A 17,040-nucleotide genomic window follows, 5' to 3' on the forward strand; every position below is an offset into this window, starting at 1 on the left:
ACTCAACGCACATACAAAAAGTGCAAATTATAAAGAGGGATAGACCAATGACATTAACTCGCCGCCAACAAATTGAAGCTCTAGAAAAAGACTGGGCAACGAATCCACGCTGGAAAAACGTGAAACGTACTTACACTGCTGAAGAAGTTGTTGAACTTCGTGGCTCTATGGTTCCTGCAAACACAATTGCACAGCGTGGTGCAGACAAATTGTGGTCACTGGTCAACGGTAGCGCGAAAAAGGGCTACGTAAACTGTCTGGGCGCGCTAACTGGCGGCCAAGCGGTTCAACAAGCAAAAGCAGGTATCGAAGCGATTTACCTTTCTGGCTGGCAGGTTGCTGCAGATAACAACACTGCATCGACAATGTACCCAGACCAATCGCTATACCCAGTAGATTCAGTGCCTTCTGTTGTTAAGCGTATCAACAACTCTTTCCGTCGTGCTGACCAAATCCAGTGGGCGGGCGGCAAGTCTCCAGAAGACGAAGGTGGTATCGATTACTTCCTACCTATCGTAGCGGATGCTGAAGCGGGCTTTGGTGGTGTACTAAATGCTTACGAACTGATGAAATCTATGATTGAAGCAGGTGCGGCGGGCGTTCACTTCGAAGACCAACTTGCTTCAGTGAAGAAGTGTGGTCACATGGGCGGTAAAGTACTGGTTCCGACTCAAGAAGCGGTTCAAAAACTGGTTGCGGCTCGTCTGGCTGCAGACGTAGCGGGTACAACAACACTCGTTATCGCTCGTACTGATGCGAACGCAGCTGACCTACTAACGTCAGATTGCGACCCATACGATAAAGACTTTATCGAAGGTGAGCGTACTCAAGAAGGTTTCTACCGTGTACGTGCTGGTATTGACCAAGCAATCTCTCGTGGTCTTGCTTACGCACCATACGCAGATTTGATCTGGTGTGAAACAGCAACACCTTGTCTGGAAGAAGCGCGTAAATTTGCAGAAGCGATTCACGCAGAGTACCCAGATCAGCTGCTAGCTTACAACTGTTCGCCATCGTTCAACTGGGAGAAAAACCTGGATGCAGAGACAATTGCTAAATTCCAGCAAGAGCTTGCAGACATGGGCTACAAGTACCAGTTCATTACTCTAGCGGGCATTCACAACATGTGGTTCAACATGTTTGAACTGGCACATGCTTATGCTCAAGGTGAAGGTATGCGTCACTACGTTGAGAAAGTACAGCGCCCAGAGTTCCAGGCTGCAGAAAAAGGTTACACTTTCGTAGCTCACCAGCAAGAAGTTGGTACAGGTTACTTCGACAGAATGACCAATACGATCCAAGGTGGTAACTCATCAGTTACGGCACTAACGGGTTCGACTGAAGAAGACCAATTTTAATTAGTTAGGCAAATTTCTTACTTAGGCAAAATTTCGATTTCCCAAAACGACGCCAGTAGTGGCATATTGAGCGGCATTAATTGCCGCTCTTTTTTTTAATTTATGAGCGGATCGATTCTCAGCCCCACCAACTTAGACACAATGCAGGTGTTATTGTGTTTCTTCGTCTGGCTCGATTTCTTCTGGTTCAACTTCTTCTTGAAGTTCGAGCAAATTAATTGCAATGGTCACAAAATCACTGTCTGTGATAATGCCGACTAATTGCCCTTTATTCACAACAGGTAAACAGCCAACTTTGTGCTTTTGCATATAGATAGCACTCTCTTTTAAACCGGCACGCGGTTCAGCAGTCATGATATTGGTGTGCATCATTTTTTCGAGAGGCGTATCGAGGGTAAAAGATTGTTCAGCCTGATCCGGGTGTAAACTAGATTCTTGAGCCGCAAGAATATCGCGTTGAGTTACCAAGCCTTGTAAATGTGTATTGGCATCAACAACCGGAATGTGTCGAATATCAAGCGCCTCCATCATCTCTTTTGCGTCACGCAAGGTATGCGCTTTCGACAGGGTATGAGGGTGGCGAGTCATCATGTCTTCAACCTTGATCATAGAAACCTCCAGCAGCATTGTCCTTACTTAAATATAGAGAATATTTTGCTGTATATCTGAGAGCCACCCCGTTTTTTATCAATTAAATAGAACGATGAAATAACATCATATTTTGGCTAAGCAATGGACGAATTATCTATAATTTTGTCACTTGCCGTTGGTTGATTTCTGTGCGACCGAGTTTGCATTTCTACCTGATATTGAATGTGCGGAAAATGTAATCCAATGAATTGAATCGCACATTTTTATTTGTCCGATGTTCCCTGTTAGGTCTGTCGAAGAAGATAAGCTCAGGCTTACTAAATTGAAGACGACTATGTACAAAAAACTATTAGCGATAGTGGCTACTGCACTAAGTGTGCAATCGGCGCATGCCATTATTCTGGGGCAAGAGGAAACCAATCCGGCTGATCGAGTGTCAATTCGCGCCAGCAATATGGCTGAGTTTCCGATTTGTGGTGGCACCCTGTTAACCGAGCAATGGGTGTTGACTGCAGCGCACTGCGTGGTGATGGGGGAGGGAGCCAACGAAGCGAGCTACTACGTTACTCAGCCAGGAGAACTCGCCGTTACCGCGAAGGTCCATGATCTAAACGACACCAGTATCGATAACTATTACTCGGTTTCTCACGTAGTCGTGCATCCCAAATACACTCGTATAGCGAAAGCTGAAATAGACAGTGATGGTGACACCAAACCTATTCAGACCGCATTAGACAGCGATATTGCGTTGTTGTATCTGACTCGTCCCGTTAACAACGCCACCTTTGCGAACTTGGCGACCAAAGAAGATATGGTCGACATAGAAGCTCGGCTTACGGCCGATTGGAACGACAACTATGAAACCAATCAGCGAACCGCCAATGTGCAAGTTTTTGGCTGGGGGGCGACAACGCCAATGGCAGATGAAGCTTCAATAACATTGAAAAAGACGGCGATTGGCTTTTTGCCAATGGATAAATGCTATGAACGTTTGGAAATTGGCAGCAGCTTCCCTGGGACCATTAACTCCCGCAAAAACGTTACAAAAATCTGTACGCTGCCCACTTTCAATACCGTTCTGGAAGAGGAGAGCCGTACTCAATATGGAAATTCGGCGTGTAAAGGGGATAGCGGCGGTCCGCTTGTGGATATTACAACTGGAAAACAAATTGGCATTGTGAGCGGTGCGCCGTTGATTTTGCCGACCTGTGGCTCACTGACTATTCCGAGCTTTTATACCAAAGTCAGTCAGTATTATGACTGGGTGCAGTCATACATTACGGCTGATGGCCCACCAAGCCGTTACATTATTGAACCTGAGTTTATTACTGATATGGAAGACGGTAATACCGATGACTGTAACGACGGTATTGCGACCAATAATTGTAACTTCAGAGACACGAGTGACGGCGGTGGTAGTCTCAACTTTGGCTTCTTATCCTTGTTGGGGCTGCTAGCATGGCGTAGAAAACAAAACACCTAAAGCTTGTTCTTCAAGCTTCAATAGAAAAGCAGCGATGAACGCTGCTTTTTTATTGCCTGCATACCTTCTAATTTCACTGTTTATTACACTCTTTAAGGCAGCTTTTACAGCGATATTCTGGGGATTCACTTGCTATTGCAGCATCTAACCATATACTAGTCTGCTGCGAAAAACTCGTCGCAATTTTATCGTCGTATTAGACGTGATTTGACCAATATATAAGACAAGTAACATGCAAGTATCAGATTTCCATTTCGACCTTCCAGATGAACTCATCGCTCGCTACCCACAGCCGGAGCGTACTGCCAGCCGACTACTACAAATGGACGGCAATACTGGTGAGATTGTTGATGGCACATTTACCGATGTGTTGGATCAAGTTCAACCGGGTGACCTAGTGGTTTTCAATAATACCCGTGTTATTCCTGCACGTATGTTTGGCCGTAAAGAGTCTGGCGGTAAGCTAGAGGTGCTGGTGGAGCGTATGCTGGATGAAAAGAGCATCTTAGCGCATGTTCGCTGCTCAAAGTCACCAAAGCCAGGCACAACCATTATTGTTGGCGAGAACGATGAATATGCTGCTGAAATGGTGGCTCGTCACGACGCACTATTTGAGCTGAAGTTTAACTCTGATAAGACGGTTCTGGAGATTCTGGAAGAAATCGGCCACATGCCGCTTCCACCGTACATCGACCGCCCAGATGAAGACGCCGATAAAGAACGCTACCAAACGGTTTATAACCAAAAGCCGGGTGCAGTAGCTGCGCCAACTGCAGGTCTACACTTTGATGATGTGCTTTTAGACAAAATCAAAGCAAAAGGTGCCGAGTTTGCGTATGTTACCTTGCATGTCGGTGCAGGTACGTTCCAGCCAGTTAAAGTCGACAATATCAATGATCACCACATGCATGCCGAGTATGTAGAAGTACCACAAGAAGTGGTGGATGCGATTCATGCAACTAAGGCTCGTGGCGGTCGCATCATTGCAGTGGGTACGACTTCAGTTCGCTCGCTAGAGAGTGCGGCGCAAGATGCGCTGAAAAAGGGTACCGAACTGGTTCCGTTCTTTGGTGATACCGAGATCTTTATCTACCCAGGTTACGAATACCAGCTGGTGGATTGTCTGATCACTAACTTCCACCTACCAGAATCAACCTTGATCATGTTGGTGAGTGCGTTTGCAGGCTATGACAACACCATGAATGCCTATAAGCATGCGGTAGAAAATAAATATCGCTTTTTCTCATACGGTGACTCAATGTTCATCAAGAAGAAAACTGCATAGTTAAAAATAGATTTACGAGTGCTAGCAGTAGGCTAGGAAATAAAGCAGAACATCTGCTTTGTCTCTCGCAAGGAAAGGCGACCGCTCCTTAGTGGGGATTACCCCGAAAATATCGTCAGACTGTTTCTCTGACATCCGGAGGCATCGTGAAATTAAAATTCGATCTTAAAAAGAAAAACGGCACTGCTCGTCGTGGTCAATTGACTTTCGAACGTGGCACTGTGCAAACTCCAGCGTTTATGCCAGTAGGTACATACGGTACCGTTAAAGGTATGACGCCTGAAGAAGTAAAAGGTACAGGCGCAGAAATTCTGCTAGGTAACACATTCCACTTATGGCTACGTCCTGGTCAAGAAGTAATGAAAATGCACGGTGACCTGCATGATTTCATGAACTGGCATGGTCCTATTCTTACTGATTCAGGCGGTTTCCAGGTATTCAGTCTGGGTAAAATGCGTACCATCACTGAACAAGGTGTGCATTTCCGTAACCCGGTAAACGGTGACAAAATTTTCATGGACGCAGAAAAGTCGATGGAAATCCAAAAAGACCTGGGCTCTGATATCGTGATGATCTTCGATGAGTGTACGCCATACCCAGCGACACACGACGAAGCGAAAAAATCGATGGAAATGTCACTTCGTTGGGCTCAACGTTCACGCGACCATTTCGATAAGCTAGAAAACCCGAATAACCTGTTCGGTATTGTTCAGGGCGGTGTTTACGAAGATTTGCGCGATGTTTCTGTAAAAGGCTTAACAGAAATCGGTTTTGATGGTTATGCGGTTGGTGGTCTTGCCGTTGGTGAGCCGAAAGAAGACATGCACCGTATTCTTGAGCATACTTGCCCACAATTGCCAGAAGACAAACCTCGTTACTTAATGGGTGTTGGCAAACCAGAAGATTTAGTAGAAGGTGTACGCCGCGGTATCGACATGTTTGACTGTGTAATGCCAACGCGTAACGCGCGTAATGGTCACCTGTTTGTGACTGGTGGTGTGATCAAGATCCGTAATGCGAAACATAAAACGGATACAACACCGCTAGATCCGCACTGTGACTGTTACACTTGTCAAAACTACAGCAAGTCGTATCTTCACCATCTGGAGCGTTGTAATGAAATTCTGGGTGCTCGTCTGAATACCATTCACAACCTGCGCTACTACCAGCGCTTGATGGAAAGTATTCGTAAGGCGATTGATGAAGATCGTTTCGATGAGTTCGTTGAAGAGTTTTACGCTCGTCGTGACCGTGAAGTTCCACCACTAAGCAAAGCTTAAAAGAATTAAAGCCTTTGGCATGTCGCCAAAGGCTTTTGCTAATAAAGTAGGCTAACGCACGTTATTTTTGAGAGAGTGATCTCTATTAGTCACTTTCAGACTTGAATCTTAACTGCGAAAGCCCAATTTGTTGGATTATCAATAAAATATAATGAGGATGTATTAATGTTTATTTCTCAGGCTCACGCAGCAGCAGAAGGCGCACCAGCAGGCGGCGGTTTTGAAATGCTAATCATGCTTGGCATGTTCGCAGTGATCTTTTACTTCATGATTTACCGCCCACAAAGCAAGCGTGTAAAAGAACACAAGAACCTAATGTCTTCAATGGGCAAAGGTGACGAAGTCCTAACAAGCGGTGGTCTAGTAGGTAAAATTACTAAGATTGCTGAAGACAATGATTTCATTTCAATCGAGCTTAATGCAAACAATGAAGTTGTAATCAAAAAAGACTTCGTAACTGCAGTGCTGCCTAAAGGTACGCTTAAGTCTCTATAAAACAGCTAAAGGGTCCTCGCTGTGCTAAACCGTTACCCATTATGGAAGTATTTGATGGTGTTTTTTGCCATCATTACCGCTGCATTATATGCACTTCCAAATATCTACGGTGAAGATCCGGCTATTCAAGTTACAGGGGCGCGTGGCGCCTCTGTAGATATGTCAACGCTGGATGCTGTCACTACTGCTCTTGATAAAGAGCAACTCTCTCATAAATCCATTGCTCTAGAGAATGGATCAATTCTTGTCCGTTTTACCGACACTGATACTCAGATTAGTGCCCGTGATGTCATCAGCGAAGCGCTTGGCAAAGACAAAATTGTTGCACTTAACCTTGCTCCTTCTACTCCAGACTGGTTAGAAGCGATTGGCGCGTCTCCACTGAAACTGGGTCTTGACCTGCGTGGTGGTGTTCACTTCTTAATGGAAGTGGATATGGATGCCGCTATGGAAAAACTGGTTGGTCAGCAAGAAGAAGCGTTTCGTAGCGAACTTCGCGATGCCAAGATTCGTTACCGTGCTATTCGCCCTTCAGGAAATGAATCAGTTGAAGTACTACTTCGTAATGAAGAGCAATTGGCTGAAGCGAAAAGTACATTAGAAAAGAATCACCCTGACATGAACTTTGTCGATTCTGATTCTAATGGTCGTTTTGCACTTGTCGCTACTTTCACTGAGCAACGTCTACAAGAGATTCGTAACTACGCAGTAGAACAAAACATTACTATTCTACGTAACCGTGTAAACGAACTCGGTGTTGCGGAGCCACTTGTTCAACGTCAAGGCGCAAGCCGTATCGTGGTTGAGCTTCCTGGTGTTCAGGATACCGCTCGTGCGAAAGAAATCTTGGGTGCGACTGCAACACTGGAATTCCGCGAAGTTGATGATAAAGCCGATTTATCAGCGGCAGCCAATGGTCGTGCGCCAGCTGGCAGCGAAATCAAACAAGATCGCGATGGTCGTCCTGTTGTATTGAAAAAGCGCGTTATCCTGGGTGGTTCAAGCATCACGGATGCAAGCTCAAGTGTTGATGAATATGGTCGTCCTCAAGTTAACATCTCGCTAGACAGCGAAGGTGGTAACAAGATGTCTGCGTTCTCGAAAAAGAACATCGGTAAGCTGATGGCTACCGTGTTTGCTGAGTACAAAGACAGCGGCCGTAAGACGCCTGAAGGCAAAGTGATCCTGACTAAGCACGAAGAAGTCATCAACCAGGCGACGATTCAGTCTGCGCTTGGCCGTAACTTCCGTATTACCGGTATCGACTCTGCGGCAGAAGCTCACAACCTTGCGCTACTACTGCGTGCAGGTGCTCTAATCGCACCTATTTCTATCGTTGAAGAGCGCACCATTGGTCCATCAATGGGTCAGCAAAACATCGATATGGGTATTCAGGCATGTATCTGGGGTATGGTAGCGGTAATGCTATTTACTCTGCTTTACTACCGTGGTTTTGGTCTGATTGCCAACATCGCACTGATGGCGAACTTAGTCCTAATTATCGGTGTGATGTCGATGATTCCAGGTGCGACCATGACCTTACCTGGTATCGCCGGTATCGTATTAACCGTTGGTATGGCTGTCGATGCAAACGTGCTGATCTTTGAACGTATCCGGGAAGAGATTCGCGATGGCCGCAATCCGCAGCAAGCGATTCACCAAGGTTACGCGAACGCGTTCAGTACCATTGCCGATGCGAACATCACGACACTTATAACTGCAATCATATTGTTTGCCGTCGGTACAGGTGCAGTGAAAGGTTTCGCGGTAACACTATCCATCGGTATCTTAACTTCAATGTTCACCGCTATCATTGGTACACGTTGTATCGTGAACCTACTGTATGGTGGCAAACGCGTTGATAAACTGTCGATCTAAGGCTGGGAATTAATATGTTTCAAATTCTAAAAGCAGAGAAGACGATCGGCTTTATGCGTTGGTCGAAAGTAGCCTTCGTATTCTCAATCTTTATGATTGCTGCTTCTATCTTCACGTTGTCAACCAAATGGCTGAACTGGGGTCTGGACTTCACAGGCGGTACGCTGATTGAAGTTGGTTTTGAAAAGCCAGCTAATCTGGAAAAAATCCGTACGGCTTTGGATGCACAAGGTTTCGGTGACGCAACAGTACAGAACTTTGGTAGTGCACGCGATGTGATGGTTCGTCTTCGTCCTCGTGATGATGTATCTGGTGAAACACTGGGTAACCAAATCATTGGTGCAATCAAAGATGGTACTGGTGAAAGCGTAGAGATGCGCCGAATTGAGTTCGTCGGTCCAAACGTTGGTGATGAGCTGACAGAAGCTGGTGGTCTGGCAATACTTGTGTCGCTGATCTGTATTCTGATCTACGTATCAATGCGTTTTGAATGGCGTCTAGCGGCGGGTGCAGTATTGGCACTGGCGCACGATATCATTATTACGCTTGGTGTGTTCTCGTTCATGCAAATCGAAGTTGACCTGACTATCGTTGCAGCACTACTAACGGTTGTCGGTTACTCGCTCAACGATACCATTGTTGTATTTGACCGTATTCGTGAGAACTTCCGCAAAATGCGTAAGGGTGAACCAGCTGACATTATGGACGCTTCCATCACCCAAACATTGAGCCGTACATTGATTACTTCTGGTACTACGTTGTTCGTAGTTATCGCACTGTTCGTTCAGGGCGGCGCTATGATTCACGGTTTCGCAACCGCATTGCTACTTGGTATCACGGTAGGTACTTACTCTTCTATCTACGTTGCATCGGCACTAGCGCTAAAACTGGGCATCCAGAAAGAGCACTTAATGCCACCTCAAGTAGAAAAAGAAGGTGCAGAGTTCGACGAAATGCCATAAGGCAGATTAAGAATCGAAGTTTAAAAACCGCTGAGCAATCAGCGGTTTTTTTATACTTAAAGGAAAAACTATTGGGGAAGCTTTTAGATGGCCAGCCCTAAATAGTGATATTCAGGTATAAAAAAGCCCCGCTCAAAGAGCAGGGCTATTCAAAGTCATCAGCGTGACGGGCTAGTATGACTTCAAAATCTATTACTTAAGGATCGCGCTGTTACCGTTTTCGCGAATGTGCTTAAGGATAGATTTCACGCCACGAGCGCTAGAAGCAACAATGTTGCCAGACTTCATGTAGTCAGTACCGCCAGAGAAGTCAGTTAGGATTGCACCAGCTTCACGAGCAATAAGCTCACCAGCAGCCATATCCCAAGGTTTTAGACCTAGCTCGAAGTAACCATCAACACGGCCAGCAGCCACGTAACATAGGTCAAGTGCAGCAGAGCCGCTACGACGGAAATCAGAACACTCAGTGAATAGAGAGCCAATGATCTTGATGAAAGACTCAGAGTGTTGCTTCTGCTTGAATGGGAAACCAGTTGCTAAAACAGTACCTTGAAGGTCTTTTAGCGGAGTAACACGGATACGTGCGCTGTTTAGCTGTGCACCAGCACCGCGTTGAGCCGTGAATAGCTCGTTTTGCATTGGATCGTATACACAAGCAACTTCAGTTTTGCCTTTGATACGAACTGCAATAGAAACAGCGAAGTGTGGGTAACCTTTTACAAAGTTATTAGTGCCATCCAGTGGGTCGATGATCCATTGTACGTCTTTATCTTTACCTTCGATAAGACCTTGTTCTTCAGCAACGATACAGTGCTCAGGGTAAGACTGCTTGATTGTATCGATGATGATGTATTCTGCTTCTTTGTCTACGTTAGTGACAAAGTCATTAGTGCCTTTAAGTGTAGATTCTACTTTATCTGTGTTTTCTAATGATTTAGCAATATGATTGCCTGCCTTTCGCGCAGCGCGAATAGCAATGTTTAGCATTGGATGCATACGAATTTCCCAACGGATGTTAAAGAACGAATAAAAGCGGCGGCGAGTATACCAAAGATAAACGAAAAAGGAAGTGGTTATTTTTTGCGCTAAAAAGCAACAGGGAAGAGTTGTTATTGTTTGGTATACGACATCAATTAACGAGAATGCGAATAGGGCACGGCTTCGCCCTAGGGTGTGTTAAAAAATTATGTTAATATCCTGCGGTTTTTAATTAGGTAGCAAACACAGATGTTGGATCAAGTAAAAATCGTACTCGTAGGTACCTCTCATTCAGGCAATATTGGCTCTGCAGCCCGTGCAATGAAAGTCATGGGGTTAAGCCAGCTTGTATTGGTTGATCCACAATGTGAAGTGGATGAACAAGCGTTGGCGTTAGCGGCCGGAGCCGGTGATATCGCTCAAAATGCGACGATTGTCAGCTCGCTGGATGAAGCCGTTCAAGATTGTGGACTGGTCGTAGGATCAAGTGCGCGCTCACGTACCTTAGAGTGGCCAATGTTGGAGCCGCGAGAGTGTGGTGAGATGTTCGCTATTGAAGGTCAAAAGCACCCAGTAGCGCTGGTATTTGGGCGTGAGAGAACAGGCTTGACCAACGAAGAGTTACAGAAATGTCACTATCATGTTTGCATTCCAGCTAATCCGGAATACAGTTCCTTGAACTTAGCTATGGCGGTGCAAACCCTCAGCTATGAAGTTCGCGTTGCTCATCTTAATCTGGAAAAAAGTCAGTTTTCTCCGGCTGAGCAAGAAGAGTACCCACGTCATAAAGAACTAGAAATGTTCTTTGAACACCTTGAAAAGGTGATCGTGGAAACCCAGTTTATTAGTAAAGAACAGCCGGGGCAGGTGATGAATAAACTGCGTCGCTTGTTCAATCGAGCTCGACCTGAAGCTCAAGAGCTTAATATTCTTCGAGGCATCCTGACCTCAATAGAGAAGAAGCGCTGAGTAAAAAATAGCCACCTATAGTGTAAGGGTAAATACCTGAGTAAAATGGTCAGATAAATACTTGACTAAAACACTCGGGTATGGAAAAATCATAATCATTACAAACCATGTGGATACGGTGTGGTATGAAACTTACATCTAAAGGAAGATATGCGGTGACAGCCATGCTGGATGTGGCACTGCATTCGCAACAAAACCCTGTACCTCTTGCTGATATTTCAGAACGTCAGGGGATCTCGCTCTCTTACTTAGAGCAGCTGTTTTCGAAATTGCGTAAAGCGGGCCTTGTTGCCAGTGTTCGCGGTCCTGGTGGTGGTTATCGACTTGGTACTGACGCAAACGACATCGCAATTGGTACTGTGATTGCAGCTGTAGATGAGTCAGTCGATGCAACTAAATGCCAAGGTAAAGGAGACTGCCAAGGCGGTACTCGTTGCCTTACTCATACACTTTGGCGTGACTTAAGCTCTCGTATCAGTGACTTCTTGAATAACATCACGCTCGGCGAGTTGATGAAAGACAACGAAGTACTAGAAATTTCTGATCGTCAGGATATTGATCTGGCGGTGACTAATGGGCTTTCCAACAAAAATACAACTACCGCGCCCATCGGTATCAACGTCCGCTCTTAGCGGTCAGCATTTTACATTGGAGTAGAGAATGAAACTGCCGATTTATCTTGATTATTCCGCTACATGTCCAGTTGATCCACGTGTTGCTGAAAAAATGGTTCAGTACATGACAATGGATGGCACATTTGGCAACCCAGCGTCTCGTTCGCACCGTTACGGCTGGCAGGCAGAAGAAGCAGTGGATACTGCTCGTGAGCAAATTGCTGACCTTCTAAATGCAGATCCACGCGAAATCGTATTCACATCTGGTGCGACTGAGTCTGATAACCTTGCAATCAAAGGTGCAGCTCACTTTTACTCTAAAAAGGGTAAGCACGTAATCACTTGTAAAACAGAACACAAAGCCGTTCTTGACCCATGTCGTCAACTAGAGCGCGAAGGTTTTGAAGTGACTTACCTAGAGCCAGAATCAAACGGCCTAATCGATCTAGAAAAACTTAAAGCAGCAATGCGTGATGACACCGTACTGGTTTCTATCATGCACGTGAACAACGAAATCGGCGTTATTCAAGACATCACTACCATCGGTGAGCTATGTCGTGAGCGTAAAATCGTATTCCACGTCGATGCGGCTCAATCTGCTGGTAAATTGCCAATCGACGTTCAAGAAATGAAAGTTGATTTGATTTCACTATCAGCTCACAAAATTTACGGCCCTAAAGGTATTGGTGCGCTTTACGTACGTCGTAAGCCACGTATTCGCCTTGAAGCGCAAATGCACGGTGGTGGTCACGAGCGTGGTTTCCGCTCTGGTACACTTGCGACTCACCAAATTGTTGGTATGGGTGAAGCTTTCCGCATTGCAAAAGAAGAAATGCAGAAAGACTACGATCACGCACTTGCACTTCGCAACCGTCTTCTGAATGGTGTGAAAGATCTAGAAGCTGTGACTGTGAACGGCGACCTAGAGCAACGTGTACCACAAAACCTGAACATCAGTTTTGCTTTCGTAGAAGGTGAATCACTGCTTATGTCGCTAAAAGATCTAGCGGTATCTTCTGGTAGTGCTTGTACTTCTGCGAGTCTAGAGCCATCTTACGTTCTACGTGCCCTGGGCATGGACGACGAATTGGCTCACAGCTCGGTTCGTTTCTCATTCGGTCGTTTCACGACGGAAGAAGAAATTGATTACGCAATTGAACAGATCCGCGTTGCAGTGACTAAGCTACGCGACATGTCTCCTCTATGGGATATGTACAAGGAAGGGGTTGATTTGAGCACAGTTGAATGGGCTCACCATTAATCTCAGGGATAGATAGAGGATTCGAGGTAATTTATCATGGCATACAGCGAAAAAGTAATTGATCACTACGAGAACCCACGTAACGTTGGTTCATTTGACAAAGAAGACCCATCAGTAGGTAGCGGCATGGTTGGCGCTCCAGCTTGTGGTGACGTGATGAAACTGCAAATCAAAGTGACACCAGAAGGTATCATTGAAGATGCGAAGTTCAAAACATACGGTTGTGGTAGTGCAATCGCATCAAGCTCACTAGTAACTGAATGGGTTAAAGGTAAGTCTGTTGATGAAGCAGCTGCAATCAAAAACTCTGAAATTGCAGAAGAGCTAGAACTTCCACCTGTGAAAGTTCACTGTTCAATTCTTGCTGAAGATGCAATCAAAGCAGCGGTTGCAGACTACAAGAAAAAACACCAACAATAATTATTCCGTAATATAATGGGAGCCTTTAACGCTCCCATTCCAATCGAAATTTAGACAGACTAAGGTGCAGTATGGCCATCACAATGACAGAAACAGCGGCAAGTCGCGTAAAAGCATTCCTGGATAACCGAGGTAAAGGTATCGGTTTACGTCTTGGAGTGAAGACGACTGGTTGTTCCGGTATGGCGTATGTGCTTGAGTTTGTTGACGAGCTTAATGCTGAAGAAGATGAAGTATTTGACCTCTCAGGGGTAAAGATCATCATCGACAAAAAGAGCTTAGTGTACCTAGACGGTACCGAATTGGATTACGTGAAAGAAGGGTTGAATGAAGGTTTTGAGTTCAACAACCCTAACGCGAAAAGTGAATGTGGTTGTGGTGAAAGCTTCAACGTCTAATTGATTGTCCTTCTGGGCAAACGAGTCCGGAAGGCTTTACTAGGACCCGAACTTAATGAATCACTTTGAATTATTTGGGCTACCAAGTCAGTTTAAGCTGGATGGTAGCCTTCTTTCTTCTCAGTTCCGAGAACTACAAAAACGTTTCCACCCGGATAACTTTGCTACTGCGTCTGAGCGTGATCGCTTGATGGCCGTGCAAAAAGCGGCGCAGATTAACGATGCGTACCAAGTCCTGAAAAACCCAATTTCTCGAGCGGAGTACATCTTGGCTGAGCAGGGTACGGAAATTCGTGGCGAACAACAAACCATGCAAGATCCTATGTTCTTAATGGAGCAAATGGAACTGCGTGAAGAACTGGAAGATATTGCTGGCGGCTCTGATCCTGAATCAGCGCTCTTTGACTTCGATTCTAAGGTCAGCAAAATGTACAAACAGCATTTGGCAAGCGTCGAGCAAGAGCTCAATGACGGTCTTTGGGCAGAAGCCGCAGACCGCGTCCGTAAGCTGAAATTCATTGCCAAACTAAAGAACGAAATTGAGCTGGCTGAAGAGAGACTCCTCGGCTAGTTAGTGTGACAAGGACCAATCATGGCACTACTTCAAATCGCAGAACCGGGCCAAAGCTCGGCACCTCATGAGCATAAGTTAGCTGCAGGTATCGACTTAGGCACGACCAACTCATTGGTTGCTTCCGTGCGCAGTGGCGATGCAACGACTTTACAGGATGAGCAGGGCCGCAGCATTCTGCCGTCCGTGGTGAACTACTCAGCAGAAGCGACCATCGTAGGTGATGACGCAAAATCGAAGGCAGAGTTTGAACCAGAAAATACCATTATCTCGGTAAAACGTTTAATCGGCCGTTCATTGAAAGACATTCAATCTCGTTACCCGTCGTTACCTTACCAGTTTAAAGAGAGCGATAACGGTCTACCAGTTCTACAAACGCCTCAAGGTGATAAAAACCCGATTGAAGTCTCTGCTGATATCCTAAAAGTTCTTGGTAAACGTGCTGAAGAATCATTAGGCGGTGAACTTGCTGGCGTGGTGATCACAGTGCCAGCATACTTTGATGATGCGCAGCGCGCGGGTACCAAAGATGCCGCTAAATTGGCTGGTCTGCACGTTCTTCGTCTTCTTAACGAACCAACCGCAGCAGCAATCGCCTACGGTCTCGACTCGGGTCAGGAAGGCGTGATTGCGGTTTACGATTTGGGTGGTGGTACCTTTGATATCTCTATCCTGCGTCTGTCTAAAGGTGTCTTTGAAGTATTGGCAACTGGTGGTGATTCAGCGCTAGGCGGTGATGACTTTGACCATCTGTTTGCTGACTTCCTAATGGAGCAAGCTGGTCTTGAAGCGCCTCTTTCTGCAGAGAAAAACCGCACACTGCTGAACATCGCAACCGCAACTAAAATTGCATTTTCCGAGCAAGACAGCGTAGAAGTTGATGTATTTGGCTGGAAAGGTACAGTGACTCGTGAGCAATTCGAAGAGCTGATCCGTCCGCTAGTGAAGAAGACACTCATGTCTTGCCGCCGTGCACTGAAAGATGCTGACGTTGATGCCGACGAAGTACTTGAAGTAGTCATGGTTGGTGGTTCAACTCGTACCCTATTGGTTCGCGATATGGTTGGCGAATTCTTTGGCCGTACACCTCTGACAAGCATTAACCCGGATGAAGTAGTCGCAATTGGCGCAGGTATTCAAGCGGATATTTTGGCAGGTAACAAGCCAGATTCTGAAATGCTGCTGCTGGACGTGATTCCATTGTCATTGGGCATTGAAACCATGGGCGGTTTGGTTGAAAAAATCATTCCTCGCAACACCACGATTCCTGTTGCACGCGCACAAGAATTTACCACATTCAAAGACGGTCAAACGGCAATGAGTGTGCATGTTGTGCAAGGTGAGCGTGAAATGGTTGATGATTGTCGTTCACTGGCTCGTTTCTCGCTTAAGGGCATTCCACCAATGGCGGCAGGTGCGGCGCACATCCGTGTAACCTACCAAGTCGACGCCGATGGCCTTCTTTCTGTTACGGCAATGGAAAAGAGCACTGGTGTACAATCTGAAATTCAAGTGAAGCCTTCATACGGCTTGAGCGACACAGAAGTGGCTAACATGTTGCGAGACTCAATGAGTCATGCGAAAGAAGACATGCAAGCACGTGCGTTAGCAGAGCAGCGCGTCGAAGCTGACCGCGTTATTGAAGGTCTGATCGCTGCAATGCAAGCTGATGGTGATGAACTACTATCAGAGCAAGAGAAACAAGATCTAATAAAAGCCATTGAAGCACTGATTGAGCTGCGCAATGGTGATAGTGCTGATGCGATAGAGCAGGGCATTAAAGACACCGATAAAGCGAGCCAAGACTTTGCATCGCGTCGTATGGATAAATCGATTCGAGCTGCGTTGTCAGGTCAATCAGTAGACGATATATAAGAGATAAGTAGTTATGCCTAAGATTATTGTATTACCACACGAAGATTTGTGCCCAGAGGGTGCTGTGCTGGAAGCTAATACTGGTGAAACGGTTCTAGACGTAGCGTTAAAGAATGGTATCGGTATTGAACACGCGTGTGAAAAATCCTGTGCTTGTACCACTTGCCACGTGATCATTCGTGAAGGTTTTGATTCTCTTGAAGAGAGTGAAGAGCTAGAAGATGACATGCTAGATAAAGCATGGGGTCTTGAGCCTGAATCTCGTCTTGGTTGTCAGGCGAGAATTGCGGATGAAGACTTAGTTGTAGAGATTCCTAAATACACGCTAAACCACGCGTCAGAAGATCACTAAAAACTATCCCTTAAGTTATAAGGGAAAGAAAAGGAAGATGAGCATGAAATGGACAGATTCTCGCGATATCGCGATTGAGCTTTGTGACAAGTTTCCAGATGTGGACCCACAAACCGTACGTTTTACCGACCTTCATCAATGGATCATGGAGCTGGATGAGTTTGAGGATGACCCAAACCATTGCAACGAAAAGATTCTGGAAGCCGTTATTATGTGCTGGATGGATGAAGCTGACTGATGCTCAATTCGGCGGTAAAACGCAGCCGAGTT

18 protein-coding genes are annotated in these 17,040 nt (G+C 45.8%); 16 read left to right on the forward strand and 2 right to left on the reverse strand.

The window, feature by feature from the left end:
• Nucleotides 1-47: 47 nt before the first annotated feature.
• A complete protein-coding gene (gene aceA, locus DBX26_RS02785; RefSeq protein WP_020333635.1) occupies nt 48-1,358 on the forward strand; it encodes an isocitrate lyase in 1,311 nt (436 codons plus the stop codon).
• Between the two features lie 150 nt (nt 1,359-1,508).
• Here the strand turns inward: aceA and DBX26_RS02790 are convergent, their stop codons facing one another.
• Nucleotides 1,509-1,967 carry a CBS domain-containing protein gene (locus DBX26_RS02790; RefSeq protein WP_014230920.1) on the reverse strand — a complete coding sequence of 153 codons (459 nt, stop codon included), beginning with the start codon at nt 1,965-1,967 and terminating at the stop codon, nt 1,509-1,511.
• A gap of 316 nt (nt 1,968-2,283) precedes the next feature.
• On the opposite strand from DBX26_RS02790, the gene DBX26_RS02795 reads away from it, so the two are divergent.
• The 6 genes from DBX26_RS02795 to secF all read left to right on the forward strand — a co-directional run bounded on the left by DBX26_RS02795 (nt 2,284) and on the right by secF (nt 9,332).
• Nucleotides 2,284-3,432, forward strand: coding sequence for a trypsin-like serine protease (locus DBX26_RS02795; protein ID WP_118117787.1), 1,149 nt, complete (start codon nt 2,284-2,286; stop codon nt 3,430-3,432).
• A gap of 232 nt (nt 3,433-3,664) precedes the next feature.
• Entirely contained in the window at nt 3,665-4,717 is a 1,053-nt protein-coding gene (gene queA, locus DBX26_RS02800) for a tRNA preQ1(34) S-adenosylmethionine ribosyltransferase-isomerase QueA (RefSeq protein WP_014230922.1), read from the forward strand.
• A gap of 146 nt (nt 4,718-4,863) precedes the next feature.
• Nucleotides 4,864-5,997 (forward strand): tRNA guanosine(34) transglycosylase Tgt, encoded by a 1,134-nt coding sequence (tgt, locus tag DBX26_RS02805; protein WP_020333638.1) that lies wholly within the window; start codon nt 4,864-4,866, stop codon nt 5,995-5,997.
• Nucleotides 5,998-6,162: 165 nt separating this feature from the next.
• Nucleotides 6,163-6,492: a preprotein translocase subunit YajC gene (gene yajC, locus DBX26_RS02810; protein WP_005424903.1), complete on the forward strand. Its 330-nt coding sequence runs from the start codon at nt 6,163-6,165 to the stop codon at nt 6,490-6,492.
• A 21-nt stretch (nt 6,493-6,513) separates the two neighbouring features.
• Nucleotides 6,514-8,370: a protein translocase subunit SecD gene (secD, locus tag DBX26_RS02815; protein WP_076633417.1), complete on the forward strand. Its 1,857-nt coding sequence runs from the start codon at nt 6,514-6,516 to the stop codon at nt 8,368-8,370.
• Nucleotides 8,371-8,384: 14 nt separating this feature from the next.
• Nucleotides 8,385-9,332 (forward strand): protein translocase subunit SecF, encoded by a 948-nt coding sequence (secF, locus tag DBX26_RS02820; protein ID WP_014230925.1) that lies wholly within the window; start codon nt 8,385-8,387, stop codon nt 9,330-9,332.
• 192 nt (nt 9,333-9,524) lie between these two features.
• On the opposite strand, the gene suhB is transcribed toward secF, so the two are convergent.
• Complete coding sequence (gene suhB / locus DBX26_RS02825) at nt 9,525-10,328, reverse strand: inositol-1-monophosphatase (RefSeq protein WP_014230926.1); 804 nt, start codon at nt 10,326-10,328, stop codon at nt 9,525-9,527.
• Nucleotides 10,329-10,559: 231 nt separating this feature from the next.
• On the opposite strand from suhB, the gene trmJ reads away from it, so the two are divergent.
• The 9 genes from trmJ to iscX all read left to right on the forward strand — a co-directional run bounded on the left by trmJ (nt 10,560) and on the right by iscX (nt 17,008).
• Entirely contained in the window at nt 10,560-11,279 is a 720-nt protein-coding gene (trmJ, locus tag DBX26_RS02830) for a tRNA (cytosine(32)/uridine(32)-2'-O)-methyltransferase TrmJ (RefSeq protein WP_020333642.1), read from the forward strand.
• 125 nt (nt 11,280-11,404) lie between these two features.
• A complete protein-coding gene (gene iscR / locus DBX26_RS02835; protein WP_014230928.1) occupies nt 11,405-11,911 on the forward strand; it encodes a Fe-S cluster assembly transcriptional regulator IscR in 507 nt (168 codons plus the stop codon).
• Between the two features lie 28 nt (nt 11,912-11,939).
• Nucleotides 11,940-13,154, forward strand: coding sequence for an IscS subfamily cysteine desulfurase (locus tag DBX26_RS02840; protein ID WP_014230929.1), 1,215 nt, complete (start codon nt 11,940-11,942; stop codon nt 13,152-13,154).
• A gap of 36 nt (nt 13,155-13,190) precedes the next feature.
• Nucleotides 13,191-13,574: a Fe-S cluster assembly scaffold IscU gene (gene iscU, locus DBX26_RS02845; RefSeq protein ID WP_014230930.1), complete on the forward strand. Its 384-nt coding sequence runs from the start codon at nt 13,191-13,193 to the stop codon at nt 13,572-13,574.
• A 71-nt stretch (nt 13,575-13,645) separates the two neighbouring features.
• Nucleotides 13,646-13,972 (forward strand): iron-sulfur cluster assembly protein IscA, encoded by a 327-nt coding sequence (iscA, locus tag DBX26_RS02850; RefSeq protein ID WP_014230931.1) that lies wholly within the window; start codon nt 13,646-13,648, stop codon nt 13,970-13,972.
• A gap of 55 nt (nt 13,973-14,027) precedes the next feature.
• Entirely contained in the window at nt 14,028-14,543 is a 516-nt protein-coding gene (gene hscB, locus DBX26_RS02855; RefSeq protein ID WP_014230932.1) for a co-chaperone HscB, read from the forward strand.
• A 21-nt stretch (nt 14,544-14,564) separates the two neighbouring features.
• Complete coding sequence (gene hscA, locus DBX26_RS02860) at nt 14,565-16,418, forward strand: Fe-S protein assembly chaperone HscA (protein WP_014230933.1); 1,854 nt, start codon at nt 14,565-14,567, stop codon at nt 16,416-16,418.
• A gap of 13 nt (nt 16,419-16,431) precedes the next feature.
• Entirely contained in the window at nt 16,432-16,770 is a 339-nt protein-coding gene (gene fdx, locus DBX26_RS02865; protein WP_014230934.1) for an ISC system 2Fe-2S type ferredoxin, read from the forward strand.
• Nucleotides 16,771-16,813: 43 nt separating this feature from the next.
• Entirely contained in the window at nt 16,814-17,008 is a 195-nt protein-coding gene (gene iscX, locus DBX26_RS02870; RefSeq protein WP_005391546.1) for a Fe-S cluster assembly protein IscX, read from the forward strand.
• Nucleotides 17,009-17,040 lie beyond the last annotated feature (32 nt).

Source organism: Vibrio sp. dhg (genome assembly GCF_003443775.1).
Lineage (GTDB): Bacteria > Pseudomonadota > Gammaproteobacteria > Enterobacterales > Vibrionaceae > Vibrio > Vibrio natriegens.